The sequence below is a fragment of the Vibrio sp. ZF 223 genome (assembly GCF_003050585.1).
Lineage (GTDB): Bacteria > Pseudomonadota > Gammaproteobacteria > Enterobacterales > Vibrionaceae > Vibrio > Vibrio crassostreae.
Genome location: NZ_PIGB01000011.1, coordinates 115,938 through 140,981, shown reverse-complemented (window position 1 = coordinate 140,981; position 25,044 = coordinate 115,938). Strand labels below are relative to the sequence as shown.

The following is a 25,044-nucleotide window of genomic DNA, read 5'->3' as shown; positions in this document are numbered from 1 at the left end:
GCTTCGTTTATCTTTTGAACTATTGCCTCTTACAATCTACCCGCTACCGCGCCTAAAACACGATGAGGTTTGTAGTTCATGTAGTAACGAACAGCGACATAACCCACAACCAACGTAGCCACAATCAATTCAAGATACGCTAGGCCAAACACTTGATTGATGTAATGCGCTTCAATACCTTGTGCTTGCATCCACGCAGCCAGTTTAAACAAGGCTGTTGCACCAATCACGATTGGGAAGGTAAACGCTGCATAACCAGGGCTAAATGGAAGACGAAGTAGTTTGAAAAACGCCATATAGATAATGAACGTCATCAACACTGCAATACCAAATAGTAAACCAATGATCACAGGTGAAGGGCTAGCAGTAACGGTTAAGTAACCCGCCAAAGATAGGCTTGCCGGTGCTGCCATAATCGCAATCGTTGGTTTTGCAGCATCTGGCACTTCGTGAGAGAAGATCAAACGGTAAATCATCAGTGGTAGCATTACTGCGTAAACCAATAAGCCGAATACCAAAGTCGCGTTAGCTACTGGCTCTAAAACTGGATTACCAGAGAAAGAGACGTCAGCGACGATAATACCGATCGGTGGCACAAACCAGCTTGGCACCATGTGGTGAATCTCAAAGTTTTTAGCTCTGTGGTACAAAAAGCTCATTAGAAACACAACGTGCAAAGCCACAGAAGCTAACCACATAGCTTCTTGTAAGAATTGAGAGATTGGCGCCAAAGACGCTGACACCACCATGCACCCCATTGCAAATGTTGGTACCACACTGCCGACAACAGGGTGAGCAAGATCTTCACGAAGTAAATGACCGTGAATCAAAAATTTCACAGCTAAAACAAGAAGCAATACCGCTGCAATAGCTGCACTGATCCACTGGACTAAGCCTGGGGTGTGCAAAATACCTTGTGCGACTAAAACGCCATCCCAGCACCAGCCTAAGCTTGCGATTGCTAGTGCTAACCCTGCCATGGGTGTTGGAGCTCCTGTTAATCTATATTTAATACGTTGAATCATGTCAGCCTCTCTTAAACTTAATTCACTAAACTTGTGAACTCATCAGCTTGTTGAAGCCATAATACGCTTGCGCTTCGTTAAACAATATCCAATTATATATAACAAGTGTTCATCAATACTGAACAGAACCCGTTTTCACCAGCAGAGCAAAACTAGGAATCTGATGGCTAATATTTCAATTAAACAACTCAAAGTGTTTGTCACCATTACCCAGCATTCGACGCTTACCGCAGCATCAGAAGCGCTGTTTTTGTCTAAAGCTGCGGTCAGCATGGCACTAGGCGAAATGGAGAAACAACTCGGCCACTCTCTATTTGACCGGGTCAACAACCGATTAATTCTCAACCAAGAGGGACATAAGTTACTTCCTTTGGCTGATGAAATACTTCACCGAGCTGCGGGTATTGATGTTTTGTTCCGTGACGACCAGCCTTTAAGTGGCAATTTAAAGGTCGGCGCGAGTGACACGATTGGTAATCAGGTCGCACCGTTTATTTTGTCAGGTTTTCGTGAACGAACTCAGCACCAGGATCAAAGCTTGTTCATTTCAAACAGTGCACTGATCTGTCAAAAGTTGGTGGATTATGAACTTGATATCGCGCTAATTGAAGGAAAAACATTACACCCTGAACTCATTTCGAGTCAGTTTAGCAGCGATGAAATGTGTATTATTGTTAGTAATCAACATCCTCTCGTTTCAAAAGAAAAAGTAACTTTAAGCGATTTAGAAGGCAGCCATTGGATTCTACGTGAATCAGGCTCAGGGACTCGCGAGTTTTTCCTTCGTGCCGTCGCACCACGTATCGAACACTGGTATGAATCTTTTGAACTCAACACGACAGAGGCGATCATCAATTCGGTTTCTGCCAATCTTGGATTCGCGTGTTTATCACGATTGGCGGCGCAACGAGCGATTGATTCAGGCCGGGTGAAAGCGCTCGATGTGCCACTCGACATGAAACGACGTTTCTGGATGCTGGTACATAAAGACAAATACCAGAGCCCGCTGCTGAAATCTTTCATGAGTTATTGTGAAGACTGGGCTACACATCAAGATTGAGGCCGCATAGTTGGGGCTCCAACTGGACTTTTAACATCAGAAACTGTATAAAAAGCCAGTAAAATTTATCAAACTTAGAGGATTAACCATGGCTGTTATCGTCAAGTACGTGGTGGAACGCAACGGAGAAGAGAAAATGACTTTTACCTCTAAAGCCGAAGCTGACGCATACGACAAAATGCTGGATATGGCTGATGAGCTTTTTGAACTGTTAGGCAAAAGCGATTTAGTTGAAGATGAAGGCAAGCAAGAAGAACTTGCAATGTACCTAGCGAAGAACAAAGAAGAAGTTCTTTACGCATTAGGTGCTAAGCGTAAGCCAGCTCCGAAAAAAGCTAAGAAGCTTGAAGCTGTTGAAGACGCAGAAGAAGATGCAGCTTAACTAGCTGATACCTTTCTAAAAAACGTCAATGACGCCTCTAATCAGAGTTCGTTATTGGCGTTTTTTTATACTTTTCGAAATATAATGAAGCTTGTTTATAGTCGAAATCGCTCTAAACATTCGCTTGCACAAAAGTGTGATAAAGATCTAATCTATAGCCATCAGGTGATGGGGTTCCACCTAAGCTTTTGCTTCAACCGCCCGTTCTTTTCGAACAGTGCTAATGACTCCTACAGAATCGAAAACAGGTAATACTGTTGGATGTATCGCTATTCCTCCATTTTGAAATGGACTTAGTCTATTGAGACCAAGACCCATGACACCTTTGGATTATCGATACTCAAGATCTGTAGTGAATTAGCCGCACCTCTTCCAACACGTCCTGCTTTCTCAACGCCCTAGGTCTTAAATGGCTCTACAAGTGAGAAAACATTATGCACTACTCTTCAGAAATTCAATCAATGTGCCCTATTCAAAGGGGTGACCTTCACAATTCAGCTCCAATTCCAGTTGAAGGCGCAATGGTTAGCCCAAAAGATGTCATCGCTATTTCTGGCTTAAGCCACGGTGTTGGCACTTGTGCACCACAACAAGGTGCTGCAAAACTGACTCTTAACGTAAAAAACGGCATCATCGAAGAAGCACTAATCGAAACGATTGGTTGTTCAGGCATGACTCAATCAGCCGCGATGGCCGCTGAAATCCTCACCGGAAAAACTATCCTAGAAGCACTTAATACAGACTTAGTATGTGACGCTATTAACGTAGCCATGCGTGAAATCTTCCTGCAGTTTGTTTACGGTCGAACTCAATCAGCTTTCTCTGAAGGTGGTCTAGAAATTGGCGCTGCATTAGAAGACTTAGGTCAAACACAGCGCAGCCAAGTGGGTACCAGTTACTCAACCGCTGCAAAAGGCGTACGTTACCTAGAGCTTGCAGAAGGTTACGTGACCAAGCTTGCACTTGATGATCACAGCGAAGTGATTGGCTACGAATATCTCAACCTCGGCAAAATGATGAAGGCGATTAACCAAGGCGTGCCAGCGAATGAAGCGGCCGACCTTGCGACAGGGACCTATGGCCGCTTCGATGAAGCCGTGACCACTATTAACCCACGCCAACACTAATTGCCAATTTAGAGGAAAGATATGATGAACACTCAATTTAATGAATCAGTAACTCGCGTATTGGCAGAAATGAACTTCGACTCTTTGGAGCAAGCTGACCAATACTGTAAAGCCCACAACGTTGATCCAAAAGCGCTAGTGATGGATACCCAACCTATCGCTTTTGAAAGCGCTGCAGATGCTTATATCCTTGGCTCAGCACTGGCGTTATTTCGTAAAGCCACCAGCGCAGAACAAGCCGCTAATATTATTGGTGAAGGTCTTCAAGCATTCACCAAACCTGGCAGTGTTGCTGAACAACGCCAAGTTGGTATTGGACATGGCGCGCTAGCCGCTCGTCTTCTCAATGAAGAGAGCCACTGCTTCGCCTTCCTAGCGGGTCACGAATCTTTTGCTGCAGCAGAAGGTGCGATTAAAATTGCGCTAAACGTCAACAAATCACGCAAAAACCCATTGAAAGTGATCTTAAATGGCCTAGGTAAAGATGCGGCTTATCTTATCTCGCGCATCAACGGCTTCACTTACGTGCGCACTCAATACGATTACCAAACAGGTGAACTTGTTGAAACTGAACGTCGCCGTTTCTCACAAGGCCCTCGCGGCGACATCTTGTGTTACGGCGCTGATGATGTACGTGAAGGTGTGGCTATCATGCACAGAGAAGAAGTGGATGTCAGTATTACGGGTAACTCAACCAACCCTACTCGCTTCCAACACCCTGTAGCGGGTATCTACAAAGCAGAACGTACTCGCCAAGGTTTGCCATACTTCTCAGTAGCTTCAGGCGGCGGTACCGGTCGTACATTGCACCCGGACAACGTAGCCGCTGGCCCTGCGTCTTACGGCATGACAGATACCATGGGCAGAATGCACGCTGACGCTCAATTTGCAGGTAGCTCTTCTGTTCCAGCTCACGTCGCCATGATGGGCTTCATCGGCATGGGTAACAATCCAATGGTCGGTGCTACAGTTGCATTGGCTGTCGCTGTGAGTGAATCTCAAAACGCATAGCGCCAAAACGATCTCCACCGTCGGCCTGTTGTATAGAGGCAGTTGTGTCGAGCTTAATAATTGAGAAACTCGCAATAACGCGCGACCAAAACTCTACACCTATCACTAAAATCAAACAGCCAGCCTTATGCTGGCTGTTTTTTATTCACACTTGCTCTACTATCTATTTCTAATAATTATTTGTATCTAAGATTAAATACACTAGCCATTAGTATTTAACTGCATCTTTTCAAAGGAATAATATGAAAGAGCTCATCATTCATACCATTACCGTGTTCATGGGCTTTTTTGCCATCATGAACCCAATCGCTAATACGCCAATCTTTCTTGGATTAACCGGTGACAATGACAGGGAAACGGTCAAGTCCATCGCCTTCCGTTCAGTGTTTATCGCATTCGTCATCGTCAGTACGTTTGCACTCTCTGGCAAACTGATCTTTGACCTCTTTGGTATCACGCTTTACGCACTGCGTATCACGGGCGGTATTCTGGTCTTTTTGATTGGCTTTCACATGCTACAAGGCGACTCAACACACGCCAAAGCGAAAGAGAAGGTCAACTCAGATGCCCAACGAGACGCGGCGCTAAGTATCGCAGTTTCACCTTTAGCTATGCCAATACTGGCCGGCCCGGGCACCATTGCCACTGCGATGAACTTTGCCAGTACCGAGGGGATTTACGAGACCATCATCACCATCGTCGCCTTTGGTCTACTGTGTACTTTAACCTATGTATTATTTGTATTCGGCGAACGCTTCGTGAAAGCCGTTGGGCCAAGTGCACTGAATGTGATTACTCGAATGATGGGTTTGATACTAGCGGTAATCGGTATGCAGATGTTGATTGAAGGTATTGAACAAGCTCATAAGGCGCTGTTTGTTTAAGCTCAGACTACAAAAATCTAAAACAAAAATAGCCAGCGATTCGCTGGCTATTTTCTTTTACTGTTAATCTATACCCTTGTCTTTTAAGGCTTTGAATAACAATAAATAACGCTCCGACAAGTGCGGTATCAGTACTATTTATATTCCATCGTTGTTGTTTCAAACCCTAGTGGTTCTAGTACTTTCTTATGCTCAGCCCAAGAGATAAATGATTCAGCATCAGTATTACATATGTCACCTGAGCCTTCCGCACATGGTTTAATACCACCGTCATAGATGACGCTATACTTCTCGGTACTTCCATCGTATGACAAGTTGTTAACTTTGTAAGTTTTAAAACTATCGCCTGAAATAACTATGTCTTGACGATCTGTTGATGTTAATTGAGCATCGCCTAATACATTCCAACCATCACTACCGCTTGCATTATAGTTATTAACGATAACAGTGTAGTCAGCGGCATCGTTCATTGTCGCCCATACTGGGTTTACTTCTGTTCCAGTATTTACCTCTAGATTCGTAACTGTACCTGATACACCTTTCACATCTTCTGTAAACGTGTAACGCATACCCGATACATACGGGAACTTACCAGCATGAGCACCTTCAGCAAGCGTCGGCTCAATTGTGCTGTCAATAAGGTTTCGAATCACCTCGCCTTTCACTGTTAAAATCGACAGGTAGTTCGAGAATGGTAATAATTCTAGCGTAGCGTTACCTTCCCTGAAATCACCTGACGCGATATCCGTTCGAACACCACCAGCTCCCACCAAACCAATCTGGACATTTTTACCGGTAACAGTTGCTACCGACGCTTGATTTGCCCAATAAATCATACCTTGAGCTATCATAGGTGCAACATCAGAACCGTGCACATCTGTTCCAGCATCACCAGGACGACGCTCATGACTGATTTCAGTCGGTGCGGCTGCAACAACATCACCATATGCAGCTTCAAGAGCAGGCTTATAAGTCGCGTCGATACGGGTTCTTAAATCAACATCTTCATTTTTAATCGTGATTTTATCGTTATCATCAATAAACGAAGTTACATCATCTTTATCAGAGCTAACCATTTGATGTTCTCGATGAGAATCATGATAAAACTCATCATTTGATAATAAAGTATTATTCCCAACACATGATAGGAGGTTGCCATTTATATCAAATGCTACATCAACGTCTCCGATAGCTTCGGCATACTGACCAGCTTGAACCACACAAGTATTTTGTGCCTTATCTTTTTGCGGGATCATTTCGGCGTAAATACCATTATTACCTTGGTCAAGGTCGGTAAAATCACCAAGTAAAGTATGAGAATGACCGCCAACAATAATATCGATACCCGTTGTATTGGCAGCTAGATCCTTATCGGCAGCATTTCCTATATGTGATAGAACAATGATTTTATTCACACCCTTGGTTTTTAAATCATTTATAGTGGCTTGAGTTGCTGTAATTTGGTCACTAAATGTCACATCACCAGTCCCGGTAGCTATCGTTGGCATATCCCCCAAAACAACACCGATTACCGCAACAACTTTCTCATCATCACTTGCATCAGAAACAGAGGTAATTGCTCTTTTTTCTGAGCCTTCAAATGCAAACAGTTGATAAGGGTATAAATTATCTACATTACTTAAAGACTGATCTTTTGATGCATCCATATTATTTGCTAATATCGGAAAACTAACCGTATTGATGAACGATGCGAGCTTGTCGGTATCTAAGTCGAATTCATGGTTCCCAAGTACCATTGCATCTAACCCCATCTGGGACAATAAGTCTGCGTTTGCAGCACCTTCATTTAGCTTAAAGTAAGCGGTACCTTGCCATGCATCACCACCATGCAAGAATAACAAAGGTTCTTTGTCTGCTTTAGCCCCTGCTTTGATATCGTCAGCGGCTTTCAATAGGCGAGGATAGCCGCCAAATTCGTTATAAACCTTCTTGCCATCAGCACCCATAGTAAAACTGGATTTTACAGGATCAAAATTTGAGTGAGTGTCATTCACATGTGCTATGCGCAATGTCATATCGGGAACAATAATATCGTCACTGTCCGAGCCACAACCAACCATCGCTACGCCGATAGAGAGCACCAGTAAAGACTTAGTAAAATTCATAGAAGATCCTTTATTAATCGTTTTAATGTCGTTATGGCTGGAAATATACTTATATCCTTAAGTGTTTTAGTGATCGCTATCTTAATTACACAGCGGAAAAACTGAGTAATTACTCGGACTGTAGGCACAAGCGATTAATCAACAGAACTCGATTAATTCCGATACTAAACAGATATTTATAAAGAATTTGTGACTAGCTCTATTGATATAGCGAACAAGAGACTTCTTTCTAAGTGCAGATTTGGGATGAGAATGGAGCGGTGCAAAGCAGCTTAAGCAATGATCAATACAATAAGCTCAGAGAGTAATATCCGGATAATGAAAACTATCGCCAGAAAGACAAGCAATATCATTTTACAGACTTTATCCCGATACGCCCTTTCATAACGAGAGCGCTCTCTTTATGATGAACGCAATTAAATTAACTTTGCTAACGGCAGCGCTTGTTATTCGAGCCGCTGTTATGAAATAGCAAAATCAAGACTCAACACATGGAGATTCAACATGGCTTACTTTTCACTAGCCTTCGGTACGGCAACCAAAAACCGCGACAATAAAATCATTGAAGCGTTCTTCCCTAACCCACTTCTAAACCCAAGTGACGCTCTTGTTGCGGCTGTGGCTGAAGTATCAGGTTACACTGAAGGCAACCAAGCTATCGAAATCTCTGCTGCACAGAGCGCGGAACTAGCGAGAGCATTCGCAGCAAACGACGATGCAGCAAACGCATCTTTCGCAGAAAAAGCAGCAGCATCTGAGCAGCCACTTGTTCTTGTTGTTCTTGCGACTGACGAGAAGCCAGCATCGGTTGCTGAAGGCTTCCTAAAGCTTCAACTTATCTCTAACCGCCTAGTTCAACCGCACGGTACAGTACTGGACGGCATCTTCGGCCTACTGCACAACATCGCATGGACAAACGAAGGCCCAATCGATCTTCCTGAACTAGCTGAGCGTCAAATCGAAGCTCGCCTAGCTGGTCGTGCTCTATCTGTAGATTGCGTAGACAAGTTCCCTAAAATGGTGGATTACGTGGTACCAACAGGTATTCGTATTGCTGACACTTCTCGTGTTCGTCTTGGCGCACATGTGGGTGAAGGCACAACGGTTATGCACGAAGGTTTCATCAACTTCAATGCAGGTACAACTGGCGTAAGCATGGTTGAAGGTCGTATCTCTGCTGGTGTTGTTGTAGGTAACGGTTCAGACATCGGTGGCGGCGCTTCTATCATGGGTACGCTATCTGGTGGCGGTACTATGGTTATCTCTATCGGCGAAAACTGCCTACTAGGCGCAAATGCAGGTCTTGGCTTCCCAATGGGCGACCGCTGTACTGTTGAGTCTGGCCTATATGTGACTGCTGGTACGAAAGTTCGCATGCTAGATAAAGAAGGCAACGAAGTAGAAATCATCAAAGCGCGTGACCTAGCTGGCGTTTCTGATCTTCTGTTCCGTCGCAACTCGATCACTGGTCAAATTGAATGTCTAGCGAACAAGTCTGCTGTTGAACTGAACAGCGAGCTACACAGCAACAACTAATTTAAGCGCTAGATGCTAAATTACTAGATACTAAAAAATACGAAGCCGCTGGGGTTAACTCCAGCGGCTTTTCTTTTATTAGTCTCTAGCTGAAAGGGTTACGCTTTCTCTGCGGCTAGCTGTTCAAGCGCTTGAATAGAGGTCTCTGATACTAGCGTGCCATCCATGTAGTAGCTGACCTTATCGCCATCACGAACACCCGTCAGAACGGCTTTCTGGCCATCGTTGTAGGTGATGTCCATGCGAATGGTGTTCTCATCGATTTGTTGCATCTCACCCCATTCAATCTGGCGATTATTGAAACCAAGTGGCGCTTCTTTTAGTGAATCATCAAGGCTGTCGTTCACATCAATCATGGTGTCGACTTTGCTATCAAAGATGTGAGGCGCGCCTGTGAGTGGGTTTTTACCCGCCCAGAATTCGATTGAGTTAAAGACAATGTAATCGGCTGCGGTGGTTAGTGCGTAAACCGGAGCAAGCAAGAAGTTGACGCCTGCACGAGCGTAACGGTTATCTACCACCTCGACGTTGAACTTCATTAATTTCCCAGTAACCGCGTTACTACCTACACACCCAGCTAACGACATAACAATCGCTGCCACTGCAACGGCTTTTGTAATTGTTGTTTTCATAGATCCCTCTTATGCCACGATGATTGATTCAGTTTTTGCATAGCCGAACGAAGCTTTCCTTGCTCGAGTGCAAGAATTATTCGCCTAACAAATTGATTCCATAACATTTAGCGTAGTGGAGATTTTTAGAACAGCAAACTGCAAACCTCAATTGTTTCGCACCGGTTCCTAAATCTTAGGAAATAAAAAAGCGCAGACCTTTCGATCTGCGCTTTTCATTTTTGCATAACCTAGCCTAGATTAATGCGACCTGTAAGAAAGTGATTAACCTACATTCTTACGAGCGTTTTGGAACATACGCATCCAAGCGCCATTCTCGCCCCAACCTTCTGGAGACCAAGAGTTTGCAACCGTGCGGAATACACGCTCTGGGTGAGGCATCATGATTGTCACGCGGCCATCCGTCGTTGTTAAACCAGTGATAGCGTTTGGCGAACCGTTCGGGTTGTTCGGGTATTGCTGCGTTTGGTTACCGTTGTTATCAACGTAACGTAGGGCAACTGTACCTGAGTTTTCAATCGCGTTTAGGTGGTCGTTGTCACGCACTTCTACGCGACCTTCACCGTGAGAAACCGCAATTGGCATACGAGAACCTTCCATGCCATTGAAGAATACGGAATCAGACTTCTGAACTTCAACTAGGCTGAAACGAGCTTCAAAACGCTCAGATTCGTTGCGAACGAAACGTGGCCAGTACTCAGCTCCTGGGATAAGTTCACGTAAGTTAGAAAGCATCTGACAACCGTTACACACACCTAGTGAGAAGGTATCTTCACGCTTGAAGAAGTTTTCAAACTGGTCACGCGTCGAATCGTTAAACAGAACCGACTTCGCCCAACCTTCACCAGCGCCTAGTACGTCACCGTAAGAGAAGCCACCACAAGCCACAAGCCCGTTGTACTCTTCAAGAACCGCTTGACCCGTTAGGATGTCGCTCATGTGAATATCTGTCGCTTCGAAACCTGCACGGTCGAATGCTGCTGCCATTTCCACGTGAGAGTTAACACCCTGCTCACGTAGAATCGCCATCTTAGGCTTAGCGCCAGTGTTGATGAACGGTGCAGCGATATCTTCATTTACGTCGAAGCTTAGTTTCACGTTCAGACCTGGGTCTGAGTTGTCTTTCTTCGCTTCGTGCTCTTGGTCAGCACATGCTGGGTTATCACGTAGACCTTGCATCTTATGCGTTGTCTCAGCCCAGATAGTACGTAGTTCAGTACGGTTACGTTGGATTACAACGTCTGCGCCTGACTTAATCACTACCTCGTCAGATGCTTCAACAGAGCCAATTACGTGTGAACACGCTTCTAGGCCATTTGCTGCAAGAGTAGAAAGAACTGCGTCTAGGTCGTCGTTGCGAACTTGGATTACCGCACCTAGCTCTTCGTTGAATAGTGCTGCTAGTGTGTCTTCGCCTAGCGCTGCAATATCAGCGTTAACACCACAGTGACCTGCGAACGCCATTTCAGCTAGCGTTACGAATAGACCACCGTCGCCTTTATCGTGGTAAGCGACAACTTGGTCGTTAGCCACAAGTGCTTGAACGCCTTCGTAGAAACCTTTTAGTTGTGCTGCGTTGTCTACGTCTGCTGGCTTGTCACCAAGCTGCTTGTAAACTTGCGCTAGTGCTGTAGCACCCATACGGTTTTTGCCGTTACCTAAGTCGATAAGAACTAGGCTTGTATTACCCTTGTCAGTGCGAAGTTGAGGCGTAATCGTCTTACGAACATCTTCAACACGTGCGAACGCAGTGATAACAAGAGATAGCGGAGACGTTACTTCTTTCTGCTCGCCATTCTCTTCCCACTTAGTCTTCATCGACATTGAGTCTTTACCCACAGGGATAGTTAGACCTAGCGCTGGACATAGTTCTTCACCAACTGCTTTCACCGCTTCGTAAAGACCTGCATCTTCACCTGGGTGACCCGCTGGAGACATCCAGTTAGCCGACAGTTTAATGTGTTTGATATCGCCGATATTGGTCGCTGCGATGTTTGTGATTGCTTCACCAACCGCTAGACGAGCAGATGCGCCGAAGTCTAGTAGTGCCACTGGCGTACGCTCACCAAGAGACATCGCCTCACCGTGGTAAGAGTCGTAACTTGCCGCAGTTACAGCACAGTTAGCAACAGGAACCTGCCATGGGCCAACCATTTGGTCACGAGCCACAAGGCCAGTTACCGAGCGATCACCGATAGTGATAAGGAATGTTTTCTCAGCCACTGTTGGTAGACGAAGAACACGGTCAACCGCTTCGTTCATCTCGATACCAGAACGGTCAATCGCTGGGTTATTTGCTTTTAGCGTTTTCGCGTCACGGTGCATCTTAGGTGTTTTACCTAAAAGGATGTCCATTGGCATGTCGATTGGCGTGTTGTTGAAGTGTGAATCTTCAAGTTTAAGTTCACGCTCTTCCGTTGCTTTACCAACCACTGCGTAAGGTGCGCGTTCACGCTTACAAATAGCGTCGAACGTTGCCATGTCTTCGTCAGCAACCGCCATTACGTAACGCTCTTGAGATTCGTTACACCAGATCTCAAGTGGGCTCATGCCCGGCTCATCGTTTGGCACATCACGTAGGTTAAAGATACCACCACGCTCGCCATCGTCTACTAGCTCAGGAAGAGCATTAGAGATACCGCCAGCGCCCACATCGTGGATAAATGCGATTGGGTTCGCATCACCTAGCTGCCAACAACGGTCGATAACTTCCTGACAACGACGTTCCATTTCTGGGTTTTCACGTTGTACAGAAGCGAAGTCTAGATCTTCAGAAGAAGAACCCGAATCCATTGAAGATGCCGCACCGCCACCAAGGCCGATGTTCATCGCAGGACCACCAAGAACGATTAGGCTTGCACCTACTGGGATCTCTTTCTTCTGAACGTGCTCATCACGGATGTTACCAAGACCACCAGCTAGCATGATTGGTTTGTGGTAACCACGTACTTCTTCACCAGCGTGAGAGTTAACTTTCTCTTCGTAAGTACGGAAGTAACCTAGCAGGTTTGGACGACCAAATTCGTTGTTGAATGCTGCGCCGCCAAGAGGACCTTCAAGCATGATATCCAGAGCAGTAACGATACGGCTTGGCTTACCAAAGTCTGTTTCCCAAGGTTGAACGAAGTTCGGGATCTTAAGATTAGATACAGAGAACGCAACCAAACCAGCTTTTGGTTTACCACCAATACCAGTCGCGCCTTCATCACGGATTTCACCGCCTGAACCTGTCGATGCGCCCGGCCATGGAGAGATTGCCGTTGGGTGGTTGTGCGTTTCAACTTTCATCAAGATGTGTGTTTTTTCTTGGTGGTAGTTGTATTGGCGAGTTTCTGGATCTGGGAAGAAACGACCGACTTCAGAACCTGTCATTACCGCTGCATTATCTTTGTAAGCAGACAGAACGTGCTCTGGTGTCGTTTCAAAGGTGTTCTTAATCATCTTGAACAATGATTTTTCTTGCTTAACGCCATCGATAGTCCAATCAGCGTTAAAGATCTTGTGACGACAGTGCTCTGAGTTCGCTTGTGCAAACATCATTAGCTCGATGTCAGTCGGATTACGACCTAGCTTCTCAGTGAAGCTTTCAAGAAGGTAATCGATCTCATCTTCTGCAAGTGCAAGACCTAGGGTAACGTTTGCTTTTTCAAGCGCTTTACGTCCGCCAGTTAATAGGTCAACTTCCGCATAAGGAGCAGGCTCAGCAACCGTGAATAGTGCCGCCGCTGATTCGAAGTCAGTGAAAACCACTTCCATCATACGGTCGTGCAGAATCGCTTTCAGCTCAACAAGTTGAAGCTCAGAAAGTTCAGAAGAGGTTTCAATGTAGAAAGCAGTACCGCGCTCTAGACGTGACACTTTAGCCAGCCCGCAGTTGTGTGCGATATCTGTTGATTTTGAAGACCAAGGCGAGATAGTGCCCGGGCGTGGCGTTGCAAGCAGCAGTAAACCTTCAGGTTCATGCTCTTCAATCGTTGGACCGTAAGTCAGTAGCTTTTCTAGCTTCTCAACTTCAGACTCATCTAGGTCTGCCGTTAGATCAGCAAAGTGGGCAAACTCAGCGTAAATACCTGTTACAGGTAAGCTTAATTCACGACAAAGCTCTAAAAGCTTGTTAACACGAAACTCAGATAGAGCTGGGGAGCCACGCAAAATTCTCATGTGCTTACGTCTCTTATGCAGTTGATTAAGGTAGTATTGGAATAAATTCAGTGGGTTATAGGAACAACCTAACTGTTTTCTTCGAAGCTATTCCCGAAGGTTGCCAAACCTATGCCGATTCCACCTCTTCAATGCGAGCGCATTATAAAGCATTTCTTTTTGTGACGTAACACCAAAAGCAACCGTTTGCGTGATTTTTTTTATCTTTCTGCGTAAATGGTACTTTTGCTGCATTTATCACCACTTTTACAACTGTTTAATTAAACCTACTTTGCCAGCCTTGCGGGGTTTGGTATAAAGGGGCTTCCACTTTTCGAGATTTCATTTTGATGCCTAAATTTACGCTCATCTTTTCGTCTAAGTTCCTTCTGCTCGCCATCGCCCTCTTTGGGTTGGCTGGATGTCAGATTGAATCTGAACCTAAAAGTGTCCTTGAGCAGATACGAGATCGTGGCGTTCTTCGTGTCGGCACCCTCAATAACCAACTCTCTTATTACATCGGTCCTGATGGCCCTGCTGGCTTGGATTACGAATTAGCGCGTGAATTTGCGCAGGAGCTTGGTGTAAAGCTTGAGGTTAAACCCGCTTACCGTTTGTCTGGCCTGTTCCCTGCCCTGCAGAAAGGCGAAATCGATCTTATCGCAACCGGCTTAACGCAAAACAATAAACTGACACGCGCTTATCGTGCCGCACCTGCTTATTACTATGTAAGCCAACAGGTCGTATACAAAAAAGGCCAGTGGCGACCAAGAAATCTTGAACAACTGATCAATTTCGAGAATGAGCGTCAGGCTGAATTTGTAAAAGCGCAAACTGAATCAGAAGAGGCGGCGTCTACTGACACATTAACGCCATCTTTGGTTGTAGTGAAAGACTCACACTTTGAGCCAACACTAAAGCAGCTGCAAAAAACACACGATGACTTTATCTATGATGCGGTCGGCAATGCTGATATCAACGACCTGCTTAAAGAAGTCTCGACTGGGGAGCGCTTATTCACTGTGGCTGACTCAATTGAGCTGTCACTTGCACAACGTTTATACCCAGACGTAGCTTTGGCTTTTGAACTGACAGAAGACCAACCTATCTCTTGGTATTTGCAGAAGTCTGAAGATGAAAGCCTTTATGCTCTGTTGATTGAGTTCTTCGGTAACCTAAAACAGTCTGGTGAACTCGCTTCACTGGAAGAGAAATACATCGGCCACATCGGTACTTTTGACTATGTTGATACTCGTGCCTTTATCCGTGCACTGGACAGCAAGTTACCAAAATGGTCACCGCTGTTTCAGAAGTACTCGCAAGAGTTTGATTGGCGCTTGATTGCTGCATTGGCATACCAAGAGTCACACTGGAACCCTGTTGCGCGCTCGCCAACTGGTGTGCGAGGCATGATGATGCTAACACTGCCTACTGCTAAGAGTGTTGGTGTAACCAACCGTCTTGACCCGAAACAGTCGGTACAAGGTGGTGTTGAATACCTGCGTCGGATCGTGAACCGAGTGCCAGATTCAATCACACAACATGAAAAGATCTGGTTTGCCCTAGCCTCATACAACGTAGGTTACGGACACATGATGGATGCTCGACGCTTAACCAAAGCACAAGGCGGAGATCCTGATGCTTGGGGCGATGTAAAAGACCGATTGCCTCTATTGAGACAGAAGAAGTACTACAGTAAGACTCGTTATGGGTATGCTCGTGGTGATGAAGCAAGGAATTACGTTGAGAACATTCGCCGTTATTACCAGAGCATCATTGGCCATGTGAATAAGCGCAATAAAGAGCAAGAAGCGAGCCTTGAAGGTTTGGTGGTGATCCCGCCTTTAGAAACCTCAGGTGCTGAATCAAGCATTAGTGCTGCTCAATCGACAGTAAGCAGTTCGGAACCTTCGCAGTAGATACTAAAAGAGCAATGCCATTAAGCATTGCTCTTTTTTATTGTGTTTTTTATAACTGCGCGAAAAAGAACAAGCTCGACAAAAGGCCATGAAACTCGATGTGTCATATTGCAGTAACAATCGAACTTTATAACGGCACACCATAATCAAAAATTACGTTCTGTTGCACATCAGTGCTGGCTTTAGACTAGAACTGCTCTTCTATTTAAGCCAAGCGTGCGACAGGCCAAACAAACGAATAACACTATAATTAAATCGTTAGTCCAAACTAAAAAGTCAGACGACAAATAGGAAATCATTGAAATGATGAAGAAACTGAAATCGAAACGCCTTGATAAGACCGTTGCTGCAAACCGTCGTAAGCGTATGCTTTCAAATAATAAAAAGAAGATCATTTGGCGCAATCGCGCTTTCATGCAGATGATTGCTGAGTAAATGTAGTTACTCAGTCAGTTTGCTTGGCACTCTTGCGATTGAGAGTGCCGAAAGCACGCTGCTATTTCTTGTTGCTAGCCTTCATCTCTGCTTCTAAACGCTGCTCTTCCAACAGACGTTCTTGCTTTCGCTTCTCTTTTATCTCTTTTCGACGACGCTTGAAAAATGCCTGCAACTGCTCACGACACTCTTCCTCTAATAGCCCGTGCTCAACATCGGCATAGTGATAAGAAGCTTGGCTTTCAAACAAGTTCAACACCGTACCCGCCGCACCCGCTTTTAAATCAGGCGCACCAAACACAATGCGCTTTATTCGGCTATGTAACAAAGCCCCTGCACACATTGGGCAAGGCTCGAGCGTGACGTATAAAGTGGTATCGAGTAGACGGTAGTTTTCCAGAGCTTGACCTGCTTTACGCAAGGTTTCGATTTCTGCGTGTGCCGTGGCATCGTGGCTACCAATCGAACGGTTCCACCCTTCAGAGATAATCTCACCATCTTTGACCAACACGGCACCCACGGGAACTTCTCCCTCACTCTCAGCTTGCTTGGCCACCTCAATGGCGCGTCGCATGAAGATTTCATCTTGAGGGGTGAATTGATGGTCTGACAAAGGGAACTCCAAAAACAAAGGACAAAAACGAAAATAGGCATGCGGTGAAGCATACCTAATCTTCGTGATAATGAACAATAAAGAGATAATAGACAACAACAGACAATGAACAATAGCCGCTTGCTAGTTGGTTGAGTCGCTAGCTGTTGGCGTCTTCTATATCATTGGCTATTTGCGTCGCTTTGATGCTCACAATGCGATTGTTCTCAACAGAGATAATTTCAAACTGCCACTGCTGGTATTGAACAACTTCGCCGGCATCAGGTAAACGCCCGATTAACCAAGTCACAAGGCCATTCAACGTCTGGAAACTCTCGCTTTCGCCCTCAAGATCCGACAGCTCTAAACGGTTTTTCAGTTCACTGATAGGAATCAATCCATCCACCAGCAAACCATCTTCCACTTGCTCAGTCCAAAGATCGTTCGGGTTATTCGATAGCTCGCCAGCAATCGCCTCAAGAATATCGTAATGAGTCACAAGGCCTTGAACATCGCCATACTCGTCGACAATGAATGCCATCTCAGTACCCGACTCTTTAAAGTAGCCAAGTAAACGCAGAGCTTTCATCGATTCTGGAACATAGATCGGCGAGCGAGACAGCCCCATGATCACTTGAATGCTTAGATTACCCGCCTGATTCAGCAAGGCTTTGGCTGACACCGTACCGACCACTTTATTGAGGTGATCTTGGCACAATGGAAACACACTGTGCTTTGATGAACGCAATTGCTTAAAGATATTCTCGACAGGCTGATCGATATCCAGAAAATCGATGTCTCGACGCGGAGTCATCAATGAGCTCACAAGGCGATCATCAAGCTGCAAGATATTGCGAATCATCTCTTGTTCGCCGCGTTCAATCACACCCGATTCCGAGCCCTCTTTCACCAGTGCATGGATATCATCTTCAGTCACGCTATCTTCTTCACCGCCTCGCCCCATCAACTTAAGAATACCTTCCGTTGAAGCCGACAACGCAAATACAAACGGCGTCGCGATTTTAGATAGCCAGAAGATTGGCAGCGCGACTAACACAGCAATGTTTTCAGCTTGAGACTGAGCAAAACGCTTTGGTACCAACTCACCGACAACGATAGCGAAATAAGTAATACCCACCACCACAACCGCGGTAGACAAGATATTCGCTTGTGTTGGGTCTAATCCCCACAGTTCAAGTTGAACGGCCAATGGAGCCGATAGCGTCGCCTCACCCACAATACCGCTGAGCAGGCCTATTACCGTGATACCGATTTGAATGGTAGAGAGGAAGCGGGTTGGGTTTTCTTTGAGCTCAAGCGCAACCTGAGCGGAACGGTGTTTTTCGGCTAAGCGTTTTAACCGACTATTCTTTGCTGCTACCAATGCAATCTCTGACATGGCAAACAGACCATTTAAAACAATTAACCCTACTAAAAGCAGAATCTTCATGTGGCTTGGATTTCCTAAATTTACCGGCCAACAATTAGCCGTAATCCGGAGTATAAGCTGAGTGCCTTTACCTTGGATATAAAAAGTCTCAGATATAAAAAATAGCGAAAAAAAAGCCCGCACATTTCGGTGCGGGCTTAGCAATGAATAAAGCTTAATTTTGCTTAGTTCAATCTTACATTGTGTAAGTGTAAGGTGCTTGGATACCTAGTGGGATACCAAGAGCCCAGTAAGCTAGCAAGAAGATAGACCAACCGATTAGCATAGCAATCGAGAATGGCATCATTAGAGAAGCTAGAGTACCGATACCTGTGGACTTAACGTAGCGTTGACAGTAAACAACAACCAGTGGGAAGAACACCATTAGTGGAGAGATGATGTTAGACACTGAGTCACCTACACGGTAAGCCGCTTGAGATAGCTCAGGAGAGATACCCACAACCATTAGCATTGGAACTAGGATTGGACCGATAAGAGCCCACTTAGCTGAAGCAGAACCTACAAGCAGGTTCACTGAAGCTGTTAGTAGAATCATACCAACAACCGTTGCTTCACCAGGAAGGTCCATCGCTTTCAGGCCTTCAGCACCGTAAAGTGCCAGCATAGTACCGATGTTTGATTGACCGAATGCAGATAGGAACTGTGCACAGAAGAACGACATTACAATGTATGCGCCCATCGTTGCCATCGTCTCAGACATTGCTTTGATTACGTCATTGCTGTTCTTGAAAGTACCCGCTACACGGCCGTAGACGATACCTGGAATGATGAACAGGATGAAGATCAGAGGAACGATAGACTTCATTACTGGTGCAGAGAATGCTGTTAGCTCACCTTCAGGCGAACGAAGCGCTGAGTTTTCAGGAATAAGAGCCGCGATCAGCAGACCAATACCTGCAACCATAGCCCAACCTGCAAACTTGAATGCTTTAGATTCAATTGCAGTGAACGTACCAAGATCTGGTGCTGCTTCTGCATCTTCATCAACTGGCGTGTTAGCAAGGCGAGGCTCGATGATCTTCTCAGTTACGTACCAACCGATAGCAACAATAAGAACTGAAGATAGGCCAGTAAAGAAGATGTTCGCTAGAGGGTTAATCACGTATTCAGGGTCAAGAACGTTTGCCGCAGTTTGAGTGAAACCAGCTAGTAGCGGGTCAATACCTGAAGGAATGAAGTTCGCTGAGAAACCACCTGATACACCAGCAAACGCTGCTGCAATACCCGCTAGGGGGTGACGACCCGCAGCGTGGAAGATGATACCGCCAAGAGGGATTACTAGAACGTAACCTGCATCTGCTGCTGTGTGAGACACGATAGCAACAAGAATTAGCATTGGCGTTAGTAGCTTAGCTGGCGTGAAGTTAAGCATCTTCTTAAGGCCAGTCGTAATGAAGCCTGAAGAATCTGCAACGCCAACACCTAGCATAGCAACAAGTACGATGCCTAGAGGTGCGAAGCCTGTGAACGTAGTAACCATATTCGCTAGGAAGCTAGCAAGCGCTTCACCAGTAAGTAGGTTGTTAACTTCAAGAGCAGCACCCGTTTGAGGGTTGATGAGGTCGAATGAAAAGTTCGACAAAAGTGCAGATGCTACCCATACAATAACTAGAGCCCAGAAGAACAGGATTGCTGGATCTGGAATTTTGTTGCCGGCGCGTTCAATGAAGTTTAGAAAGCGGTCCATTCCACTGATTTTCTCAGTCGATGGTGCTTTTTTTACGGCTTGGTTACTCATTGTAACTCCATATGTGATGTTGTTTTGTTTAGGCCTAATATAAGTTTTGACCACGGCCTATTGGTACAGCACATATTCTATTAAAGTCGTTATTAAAAAGCACAAGATTCCATCTAATTTTCCATAAATGGAGACATATTTTGCAAAAATACCATACAACCACAACAATATAAAAACACAAAAAACACCATTCCATATACAGAGTTTTAACTAGCACGCAAACAATGTCCGAGGAGTGAAAATTATCAGTAAAAGGAGTGGCGTAAGCCTTGGCATGCAGTAAACGTTTGCTTAGGGGTCAGTCAAACTCACTGTATTTGGAGAGCATAGTTTCGAGATAAATACTTTGCGCGCGGTTCATACGATCTTGCCATGCAATTGTGACAACAATGTTTTTGAGGGCGCCAGATAAGGCTCCGCTCGCATTAGTGACTTCACATGTCATCGAATATACAGAACCAGATAAACCGGATAGGGGATCTGAACTCGCGATGTTGAGACAGTAACTCGACTGATTTAGTTCCTCAAAAGGAATAAGCCCTACCGCGCCACTAACATTGAGCGCGCGAGTTCGATAATGCTCCATCTGCCTTTCTGCAAAATGCAAAGCTTCGACACTCTGGAGCGCATGATCCGACTTTTGTTCCGCATACACCTGTAATTTAACCAGCGCTAACGACGCAACGCCAATCAGCAGAAAAGAGATAAGTACCTCTAGTAAACTGAAGCCAGAACTCTTAGAAATCATTCCACGAACCTCGCTGCCATTGGTACGTTGAAGGTGGGTCACTTGGGTTCGAATCCGCACGAAAATCCATGTCCATATCGCCCACTATGGTCGTCACTCCCGAGGGGGAATCAAAAATAAGACCACCAGAAGGTAAACCAGAGGCAAACTGAATCCCGACACTTTTTTTGACGACACTGGCCTCATCAATATCTTTGATAAAAGGCGCAAACACGTTATTAGCAGCGAGCGCATTCCAGAAACCATCGACTCGATTTTTCACGTGGCTCTTTTGATAATCGACCAAATGATAAATCACTCCGTTGTAAGCCATGGCTCCATTCAGGGCCAACACACCATCTTGCACAACCAACAGCTGTGACGGATTGATTGTGGCCGCAACCGCAGCGTTGATATGGCAGTTGCCTTCAATCCACAGCCCCTTGGTTTGCCCTGCAGTGAAGTGGTCCATGATCTCAGTGCCGCACTCAGTCGCATTCAATAGCTGAACATGTTTAAACAAATCCGTATCTTGTGATAAATCGACAATGTTTTGATCAGTTTTAGCAACACCAAAAAAGGTGTAAAACGGATTCATATTCGGATCTGGATTAAAGTCTTTTTGGAAAGGCGGTGGATTAGTACCTTGATAGTAATCAGGGGCATAGATTGAATGAGTGCTACCGGAAGCACCTTTCGGGATCTCCGTTTTATAATCACTATGGCATATACCATCAAAGCCAGAAAATGGACCATCAGCACTAGGATCGAGAACCTCTAACCCCAATGCCTGTCCTGAATTACTATGAGTTTCGTTATATTGATAGGTGAACAGGTCAGCAAAAGAGACACTGACACACTCATATTCATTGCCGCTAATTGGGTCTTCTTTTACTGTCGGCTTCAAGCTTAAGGTACCAATAAGCTCAATAGGCCCCGTCGACTGAATCGCCCCACTGCCGAACTGAGATCTTTCTTTTATTGTCTTAAAAAGTGACTGTGCGTTTGAGGATGACGTTACGATGTAAGCACTAGAAATTGCACTATCGGAGATCTCGATTTCTGGCTGATTTTGATAAGGAGAGCACCAATCTGCAAAATCCGCCGGGCGAGCACTCACGTCTTTGATATCAGCAATAGTCTTGTCTAATTCAAGTAAGTAAGAATAAGTACATTCTAACCCCCCTTCCGAACGCCAATGTTCTTGCCTGCCTTGAACCTCGTTTTGAGCAACTTTGATCTGATGAAAAACACTGCGATACGTGCCTAGCGTCACCAATAAAGCTCCAACTAAAAGAACCGATGTCACCAGCAAGGTCACCACGCCGCGCTGCTTTCTATATATCATCATTGCCAGTTCCTTTGTTTAACGGAAACCGAAACCGATTTGGAAACACCTGCGGTTGGAATTGAGGCTGTGATACTGATGTCAGTAAATGTGCTCTTGATAGAGTTCTGCTCTAATACTTGGGAATTAATGCTGAACTCATCAACATCAATGAGGTTGTCATCGAAAAGTGAGTAACATCCAGTAACCTCATGAAATGTAGGAATTGCCTCCGATACAGTGGTGCCCTTCTCACATATTTGTAGTTTGGTTCCATTTTTTCTGTAAACGATATTTCGATGATCTTTACTTGCGCTCGCCCCCTCTCGGAAGTAAATAAAACCAACGGCAACACCACCGCTCACTTGAATGGTATCCGTCGCGCCAGACAACTTGATTGAATAACCATTAGATCCATCGTAGCCCGCTCGTTGAATATCTTCTTTCATCACTTGCATTGTGCTGGTTAGGTTTTGTAGTAGCAGTAACTCGATACCTTTGTCTTTAGCTATTCTCTGACCGGTGATAAAAACACTGCCCATGATCGAGATCGCGAAGATACCAATCACAGACGCCACCATTAACTCAATCAATGATGTGCCTCGTTGCTTGCTAGGCGCAGCCACAATCGGCTTAACACGCATAATAGCCATACAGAGCGCTCGACTCGCCACAAACCTTAATTCGCCCTGGGGGACTAGATAACTTAATCAATAAACGGTCGGTTGAAGATGCATTAGGAGAAAGATAGATCGTGCCCCTGGCAGGTCTCCCCCTGACACTCTCAAAACTGATTCTCGCCCCCGTATAGTTGTGAGAAAACGACACATCTCGAAACGGTTGACCCGATAACATCACCAGCGTTTCGCCAGAGAGATCTTCGGTCGGCTTCAACAACAGACTCCATTCCCCTGTTGATTGCTCCTCATTTTTATCCATAGAAAAATGCACCCAAAGATCTTGATTCCTTTTAACCGATTCAGACTTGGCCTGAATAAGAAAGCCATTCAACTCTCCGGCGAGTCGCTGCATCTTGACGGTTTCAGTAACCGAACTAAAACTCGGGGCAGCCGCAGCTATCAGTATCGACAGCACCGATACCGTTACTAACAGCTCTAATAAAGTAAACCCGCGAGTCATTTCCCAAATTCCTATGTAATTCAGTGCGTAACCGTATTTAATCTTGCAGCGATGCTACCACCAGAGAAGAATGGACAGAGTTATGAAAGGAAACTACTCGCGATGATTCGAAGAAATATATGCAACAGCAACAACATAAGCATGAGAGGGATGACATTGATCGAGTTATTGCTGGCTGTGGTAATCGTGGGGATACTCGGTGCCATTGCCTATCCAAGTTATACCAACCATGTTACCAAGGCTCATCGAGTTACAGCGATGGCCGACATGACCAAAATACAACTGGAGATAGAAACCCTATACACGGGAAACTATGCGTCGGCAGCAGTGAATATTATTTCTGGAGGAACATGCTTGTTTTGTGATACCGATTCTAGCCGATACACGCTCGCTATCTCAGCAAGCAGCAGCACCTATTCAATTCAGGCTGAGCCGCATGCACCACAGACAAGTGATGACTGTTTAGATTCGACGACTGATTTTTTGGAATTGCACCACTCAGGTATCTCAGAGCCAGAAGCGTGTTGGAAATAATGAGGTAAGCCAATCAATCTCATGCGTTACCCTTTTACCCTTTCTACAGGCACAAAAAAGCCTGCACACTGGCAGGCTTTAAAATTTTCAAATCACTATCTAATTACTTAGTTAGGTCATCGAAGAAGTTTTTCACGCCGCTGAAGAAACCTTCAGATTTTGGCTTGTGCTTGCTTGCCGCTTCGCCACAACATGTTTCTTCGAATTCACGTAGTAGTTCTTTCTGACGAGAGCTTAGCTTAACTGGCGTTTCTACCACTAGCTTAACGATTAGGTCACCCACACCGCCGCCACGAACACCTTTCACGCCTTTGCCACGCATACGGAACATACGGCCCGTTTGTGTTTCTTCTGGCACTTTAAGGTTTACACGACCATCTAGTGTTGGAACTTCAACTTCACCGCCTAGAGCAGCCATAGAGAAGCTTACTGGAACTTCACAGTAAAGGTTGTTGCCGTCACGCTCAAAGATGTTGTGCTCTTTTACGTGTACTTGTACGTACAGGTCGCCAGCTGGAGCACCTTGCTCTCCCGCTTCGCCTTCGCCAGATAGGCGAATACGATCGCCAGTATCAACACCAGCAGGGATCTTAACGTTAAGTGTTTTCGTCTTCTGCTTGCGACCTTGACCATGACATGAGTTACATGGGTCTTTGATGATCTTGCCTTTACCGTTACACGTAGGACAAGTCTGTTGAACCGCAAAGAAACCTTGGCGCATTTGTACTTGGCCGTGGCCATGACAAGTGCCACACGTTTGTGCAGAAGAACCCGCTTTCGCGCCGCTGCCGTCACAAGTATCACACTCTACAAGTGTTGGTACTTCAATTTCTTTAGAAACACCACGAACCGCTTCTTCTAAAGAAAGTTCCATGTTGTAACGTAGATCTGAACCACGTTGTGCACGCTGTTGACCGCCACCACGACGACCACCGCCGAAGATGTCGCCAAATACGTCACCGAAGATATCGCCGAAGTCACCTTGGCCACCGCCGCCGAAACCGCCGCCGCCCATGCCGCCTTGTTCAAAAGCTGCGTGGCCGTATTGGTCGTAAGCTGCTTTCTTTTGAGAGTCAGTTAGGATCTCGTACGCTACTTTTACTTCTTTAAACTTATCTGCTGCGGTCTCGTCACCCTGGTTACGGTCCGGGTGGAATTTCATCGCTAAGCGTTTGTACGCTTTTTTAATATCGCGCTCTGATGCATCGCGGCTTACGCCTAATACTTCGTAAAAATCACGTTTTGACATGTTCTAGGTC

The 25,044-nt window shown here is 45.4% G+C and carries 21 protein-coding genes and 1 riboswitch; of the genes, 9 read left to right on the top strand and 12 right to left on the bottom strand.

From position 1 onward, the window contains the following. Positions 1–29: 29 nt before the first annotated feature. On the bottom strand, positions 30–980 hold the full coding sequence (locus CWO13_RS19105; protein ID WP_181359927.1) for a TDT family transporter: 951 nt from the start codon (positions 978–980) through the stop codon (positions 30–32). A gap of 208 nt (positions 981–1,188) precedes the next feature. Here CWO13_RS19105 and CWO13_RS19100 point away from each other — a divergent pair, with 208 nt between their 5' ends. The 5 genes from CWO13_RS19100 (at position 1,189) to CWO13_RS19080 (ending at position 5,489) form a co-directional block, all read left to right on the top strand. Next, on the top strand, positions 1,189–2,085 hold the full coding sequence (locus tag CWO13_RS19100; RefSeq protein ID WP_048657887.1) for a LysR family transcriptional regulator: 897 nt from the start codon (positions 1,189–1,191) through the stop codon (positions 2,083–2,085). A gap of 88 nt (positions 2,086–2,173) precedes the next feature. Further along, on the top strand, positions 2,174–2,467 hold the full coding sequence (locus CWO13_RS19095; RefSeq protein ID WP_008223840.1) for a YebG family protein: 294 nt from the start codon (positions 2,174–2,176) through the stop codon (positions 2,465–2,467). Positions 2,468–2,622: 155 nt separating this feature from the next. Next, positions 2,623–2,707, top strand: a riboswitch (Fluoride riboswitch). A gap of 194 nt (positions 2,708–2,901) precedes the next feature. After that, entirely contained in the window at positions 2,902–3,594 is a 693-nt protein-coding gene (locus CWO13_RS19090; protein ID WP_102432259.1) for an iron-sulfur cluster assembly scaffold protein, read from the top strand. 21 nt (positions 3,595–3,615) lie between these two features. Continuing rightward, a complete protein-coding gene (locus CWO13_RS19085; RefSeq protein WP_050645517.1) occupies positions 3,616–4,605 on the top strand; it encodes a GGGtGRT protein in 990 nt (329 codons plus the stop codon). A 242-nt stretch (positions 4,606–4,847) separates the two neighbouring features. Next, the gene (locus CWO13_RS19080) at positions 4,848–5,489 is read left to right on the top strand and encodes a MarC family protein (RefSeq protein ID WP_065676366.1); all 642 of its coding nucleotides are present in this window, start codon (positions 4,848–4,850) and stop codon (positions 5,487–5,489) included. Between the two features lie 134 nt (positions 5,490–5,623). Here CWO13_RS19080 and CWO13_RS19075 read toward each other — a convergent pair whose 3' ends face one another. Continuing rightward, entirely contained in the window at positions 5,624–7,615 is a 1,992-nt protein-coding gene (locus CWO13_RS19075) for a bifunctional metallophosphatase/5'-nucleotidase (protein WP_102478362.1), read from the bottom strand. A 504-nt stretch (positions 7,616–8,119) separates the two neighbouring features. On the opposite strand from CWO13_RS19075, the gene dapD reads away from it, so the two are divergent. After that, positions 8,120–9,151: a 2,3,4,5-tetrahydropyridine-2,6-dicarboxylate N-succinyltransferase gene (dapD, locus tag CWO13_RS19070; protein WP_102432257.1), complete on the top strand. Its 1,032-nt coding sequence runs from the start codon at positions 8,120–8,122 to the stop codon at positions 9,149–9,151. 98 nt (positions 9,152–9,249) lie between these two features. On the opposite strand, the gene CWO13_RS19065 is transcribed toward dapD, so the two are convergent. Both CWO13_RS19065 and purL read right to left on the bottom strand, forming a co-directional pair. Further along, on the bottom strand, positions 9,250–9,783 hold the full coding sequence (locus CWO13_RS19065) for a DUF3332 domain-containing protein (RefSeq protein WP_008223831.1): 534 nt from the start codon (positions 9,781–9,783) through the stop codon (positions 9,250–9,252). A 264-nt stretch (positions 9,784–10,047) separates the two neighbouring features. Further along, a complete protein-coding gene (purL, locus tag CWO13_RS19060) occupies positions 10,048–13,944 on the bottom strand; it encodes a phosphoribosylformylglycinamidine synthase (RefSeq protein ID WP_102432256.1) in 3,897 nt (1,298 codons plus the stop codon). A 329-nt stretch (positions 13,945–14,273) separates the two neighbouring features. Here purL and mltF point away from each other — a divergent pair, with 329 nt between their 5' ends. Together mltF and CWO13_RS23740 are read left to right on the top strand one after the other, a co-directional pair. Next, positions 14,274–15,842, top strand: coding sequence for a membrane-bound lytic murein transglycosylase MltF (gene mltF / locus CWO13_RS19055; RefSeq protein WP_102432255.1), 1,569 nt, complete (start codon positions 14,274–14,276; stop codon positions 15,840–15,842). A gap of 303 nt (positions 15,843–16,145) precedes the next feature. Continuing rightward, a complete protein-coding gene (locus CWO13_RS23740; RefSeq protein WP_017059878.1) occupies positions 16,146–16,277 on the top strand; it encodes a hypothetical protein in 132 nt (43 codons plus the stop codon). Between the two features lie 61 nt (positions 16,278–16,338). Here the strand turns inward: CWO13_RS23740 and tadA are convergent, their stop codons facing one another. The 7 genes from tadA to CWO13_RS19020 form a co-directional block, all read right to left on the bottom strand. Beyond that, on the bottom strand, positions 16,339–16,890 hold the full coding sequence (gene tadA / locus CWO13_RS19050) for a tRNA adenosine(34) deaminase TadA (protein ID WP_108083398.1): 552 nt from the start codon (positions 16,888–16,890) through the stop codon (positions 16,339–16,341). Between the two features lie 139 nt (positions 16,891–17,029). Then, entirely contained in the window at positions 17,030–18,319 is a 1,290-nt protein-coding gene (locus CWO13_RS19045) for a hemolysin family protein (protein ID WP_108083397.1), read from the bottom strand. A gap of 175 nt (positions 18,320–18,494) precedes the next feature. Next, the gene (locus CWO13_RS19040; RefSeq protein WP_048657876.1) at positions 18,495–20,057 is read right to left on the bottom strand and encodes an AbgT family transporter; all 1,563 of its coding nucleotides are present in this window, start codon (positions 20,055–20,057) and stop codon (positions 18,495–18,497) included. A gap of 298 nt (positions 20,058–20,355) precedes the next feature. Next, entirely contained in the window at positions 20,356–20,805 is a 450-nt protein-coding gene (locus CWO13_RS19035) for a type IV pilus modification PilV family protein (RefSeq protein WP_108083396.1), read from the bottom strand. Beyond that, positions 20,795–22,135, bottom strand: coding sequence for a hypothetical protein (locus CWO13_RS19030; RefSeq protein WP_108083395.1), 1,341 nt, complete (start codon positions 22,133–22,135; stop codon positions 20,795–20,797). Before CWO13_RS19030 ends, CWO13_RS19035 begins: the two co-directional genes overlap by 11 nt. Then, complete coding sequence (locus tag CWO13_RS19025; protein ID WP_108083394.1) at positions 22,132–22,764, bottom strand: PilW family protein; 633 nt, start codon at positions 22,762–22,764, stop codon at positions 22,132–22,134. Before CWO13_RS19025 ends, CWO13_RS19030 begins: the two co-directional genes overlap by 4 nt. Then, on the bottom strand, positions 22,745–23,251 hold the full coding sequence (locus CWO13_RS19020) for a GspH/FimT family pseudopilin (RefSeq protein ID WP_048657872.1): 507 nt from the start codon (positions 23,249–23,251) through the stop codon (positions 22,745–22,747). The genes CWO13_RS19025 and CWO13_RS19020 overlap by 20 nt, the downstream gene beginning before the upstream one ends. Before the next feature lie 102 nt (positions 23,252–23,353). On the opposite strand from CWO13_RS19020, the gene CWO13_RS19015 reads away from it, so the two are divergent. Beyond that, positions 23,354–23,785, top strand: coding sequence for a type IV pilin protein (locus tag CWO13_RS19015; protein WP_102478367.1), 432 nt, complete (start codon positions 23,354–23,356; stop codon positions 23,783–23,785). A 103-nt stretch (positions 23,786–23,888) separates the two neighbouring features. On the opposite strand, the gene dnaJ is transcribed toward CWO13_RS19015, so the two are convergent. After that, complete coding sequence (gene dnaJ, locus CWO13_RS19010; RefSeq protein WP_102432252.1) at positions 23,889–25,034, bottom strand: molecular chaperone DnaJ; 1,146 nt, start codon at positions 25,032–25,034, stop codon at positions 23,889–23,891. Positions 25,035–25,044 lie beyond the last annotated feature (10 nt).

What these genes read in the sequence shown, in the direction of transcription:
- CWO13_RS19105 (WP_181359927.1), bottom strand. Translation starts at nt 980, where the DNA reads ATGGCAGGGTTAGCACTAGCAATCGCAAGCTTAGGCTGGTGCTGGGAT.
- CWO13_RS19100 (WP_048657887.1), top strand. Translation starts at nt 1,189, where the DNA reads ATGGCTAATATTTCAATTAAACAACTCAAAGTGTTTGTCACCATTACC.
- CWO13_RS19095 (WP_008223840.1), top strand. Translation starts at nt 2,174, where the DNA reads ATGGCTGTTATCGTCAAGTACGTGGTGGAACGCAACGGAGAAGAGAAA.
- CWO13_RS19090 (WP_102432259.1), top strand. Translation starts at nt 2,902, where the DNA reads ATGCACTACTCTTCAGAAATTCAATCAATGTGCCCTATTCAAAGGGGT.
- CWO13_RS19085 (WP_050645517.1), top strand. Translation starts at nt 3,616, where the DNA reads ATGATGAACACTCAATTTAATGAATCAGTAACTCGCGTATTGGCAGAA.
- CWO13_RS19080 (WP_065676366.1), top strand. Translation starts at nt 4,848, where the DNA reads ATGAAAGAGCTCATCATTCATACCATTACCGTGTTCATGGGCTTTTTT.
- CWO13_RS19075 (WP_102478362.1), bottom strand. Translation starts at nt 7,615, where the DNA reads ATGAATTTTACTAAGTCTTTACTGGTGCTCTCTATCGGCGTAGCGATG.
- dapD (WP_102432257.1), top strand. Translation starts at nt 8,120, where the DNA reads ATGGCTTACTTTTCACTAGCCTTCGGTACGGCAACCAAAAACCGCGAC.
- CWO13_RS19065 (WP_008223831.1), bottom strand. Translation starts at nt 9,783, where the DNA reads ATGAAAACAACAATTACAAAAGCCGTTGCAGTGGCAGCGATTGTTATG.
- purL (WP_102432256.1), bottom strand. Translation starts at nt 13,944, where the DNA reads ATGAGAATTTTGCGTGGCTCCCCAGCTCTATCTGAGTTTCGTGTTAAC.
- mltF (WP_102432255.1), top strand. Translation starts at nt 14,274, where the DNA reads ATGCCTAAATTTACGCTCATCTTTTCGTCTAAGTTCCTTCTGCTCGCC.
- CWO13_RS23740 (WP_017059878.1), top strand. Translation starts at nt 16,146, where the DNA reads ATGATGAAGAAACTGAAATCGAAACGCCTTGATAAGACCGTTGCTGCA.
- CWO13_RS19045 (WP_108083397.1), bottom strand. Translation starts at nt 18,319, where the DNA reads ATGAAGATTCTGCTTTTAGTAGGGTTAATTGTTTTAAATGGTCTGTTT.
- CWO13_RS19040 (WP_048657876.1), bottom strand. Translation starts at nt 20,057, where the DNA reads ATGAGTAACCAAGCCGTAAAAAAAGCACCATCGACTGAGAAAATCAGT.
- CWO13_RS19035 (WP_108083396.1), bottom strand. Translation starts at nt 20,805, where the DNA reads ATGATTTCTAAGAGTTCTGGCTTCAGTTTACTAGAGGTACTTATCTCT.
- CWO13_RS19030 (WP_108083395.1), bottom strand. Translation starts at nt 22,135, where the DNA reads ATGATGATATATAGAAAGCAGCGCGGCGTGGTGACCTTGCTGGTGACA.
- CWO13_RS19025 (WP_108083394.1), bottom strand. Translation starts at nt 22,764, where the DNA reads ATGGCTATTATGCGTGTTAAGCCGATTGTGGCTGCGCCTAGCAAGCAA.
- CWO13_RS19020 (WP_048657872.1), bottom strand. Translation starts at nt 23,251, where the DNA reads ATGACTCGCGGGTTTACTTTATTAGAGCTGTTAGTAACGGTATCGGTG.
- CWO13_RS19015 (WP_102478367.1), top strand. Translation starts at nt 23,354, where the DNA reads ATGATTCGAAGAAATATATGCAACAGCAACAACATAAGCATGAGAGGG.
- dnaJ (WP_102432252.1), bottom strand. Translation starts at nt 25,034, where the DNA reads ATGTCAAAACGTGATTTTTACGAAGTATTAGGCGTAAGCCGCGATGCA.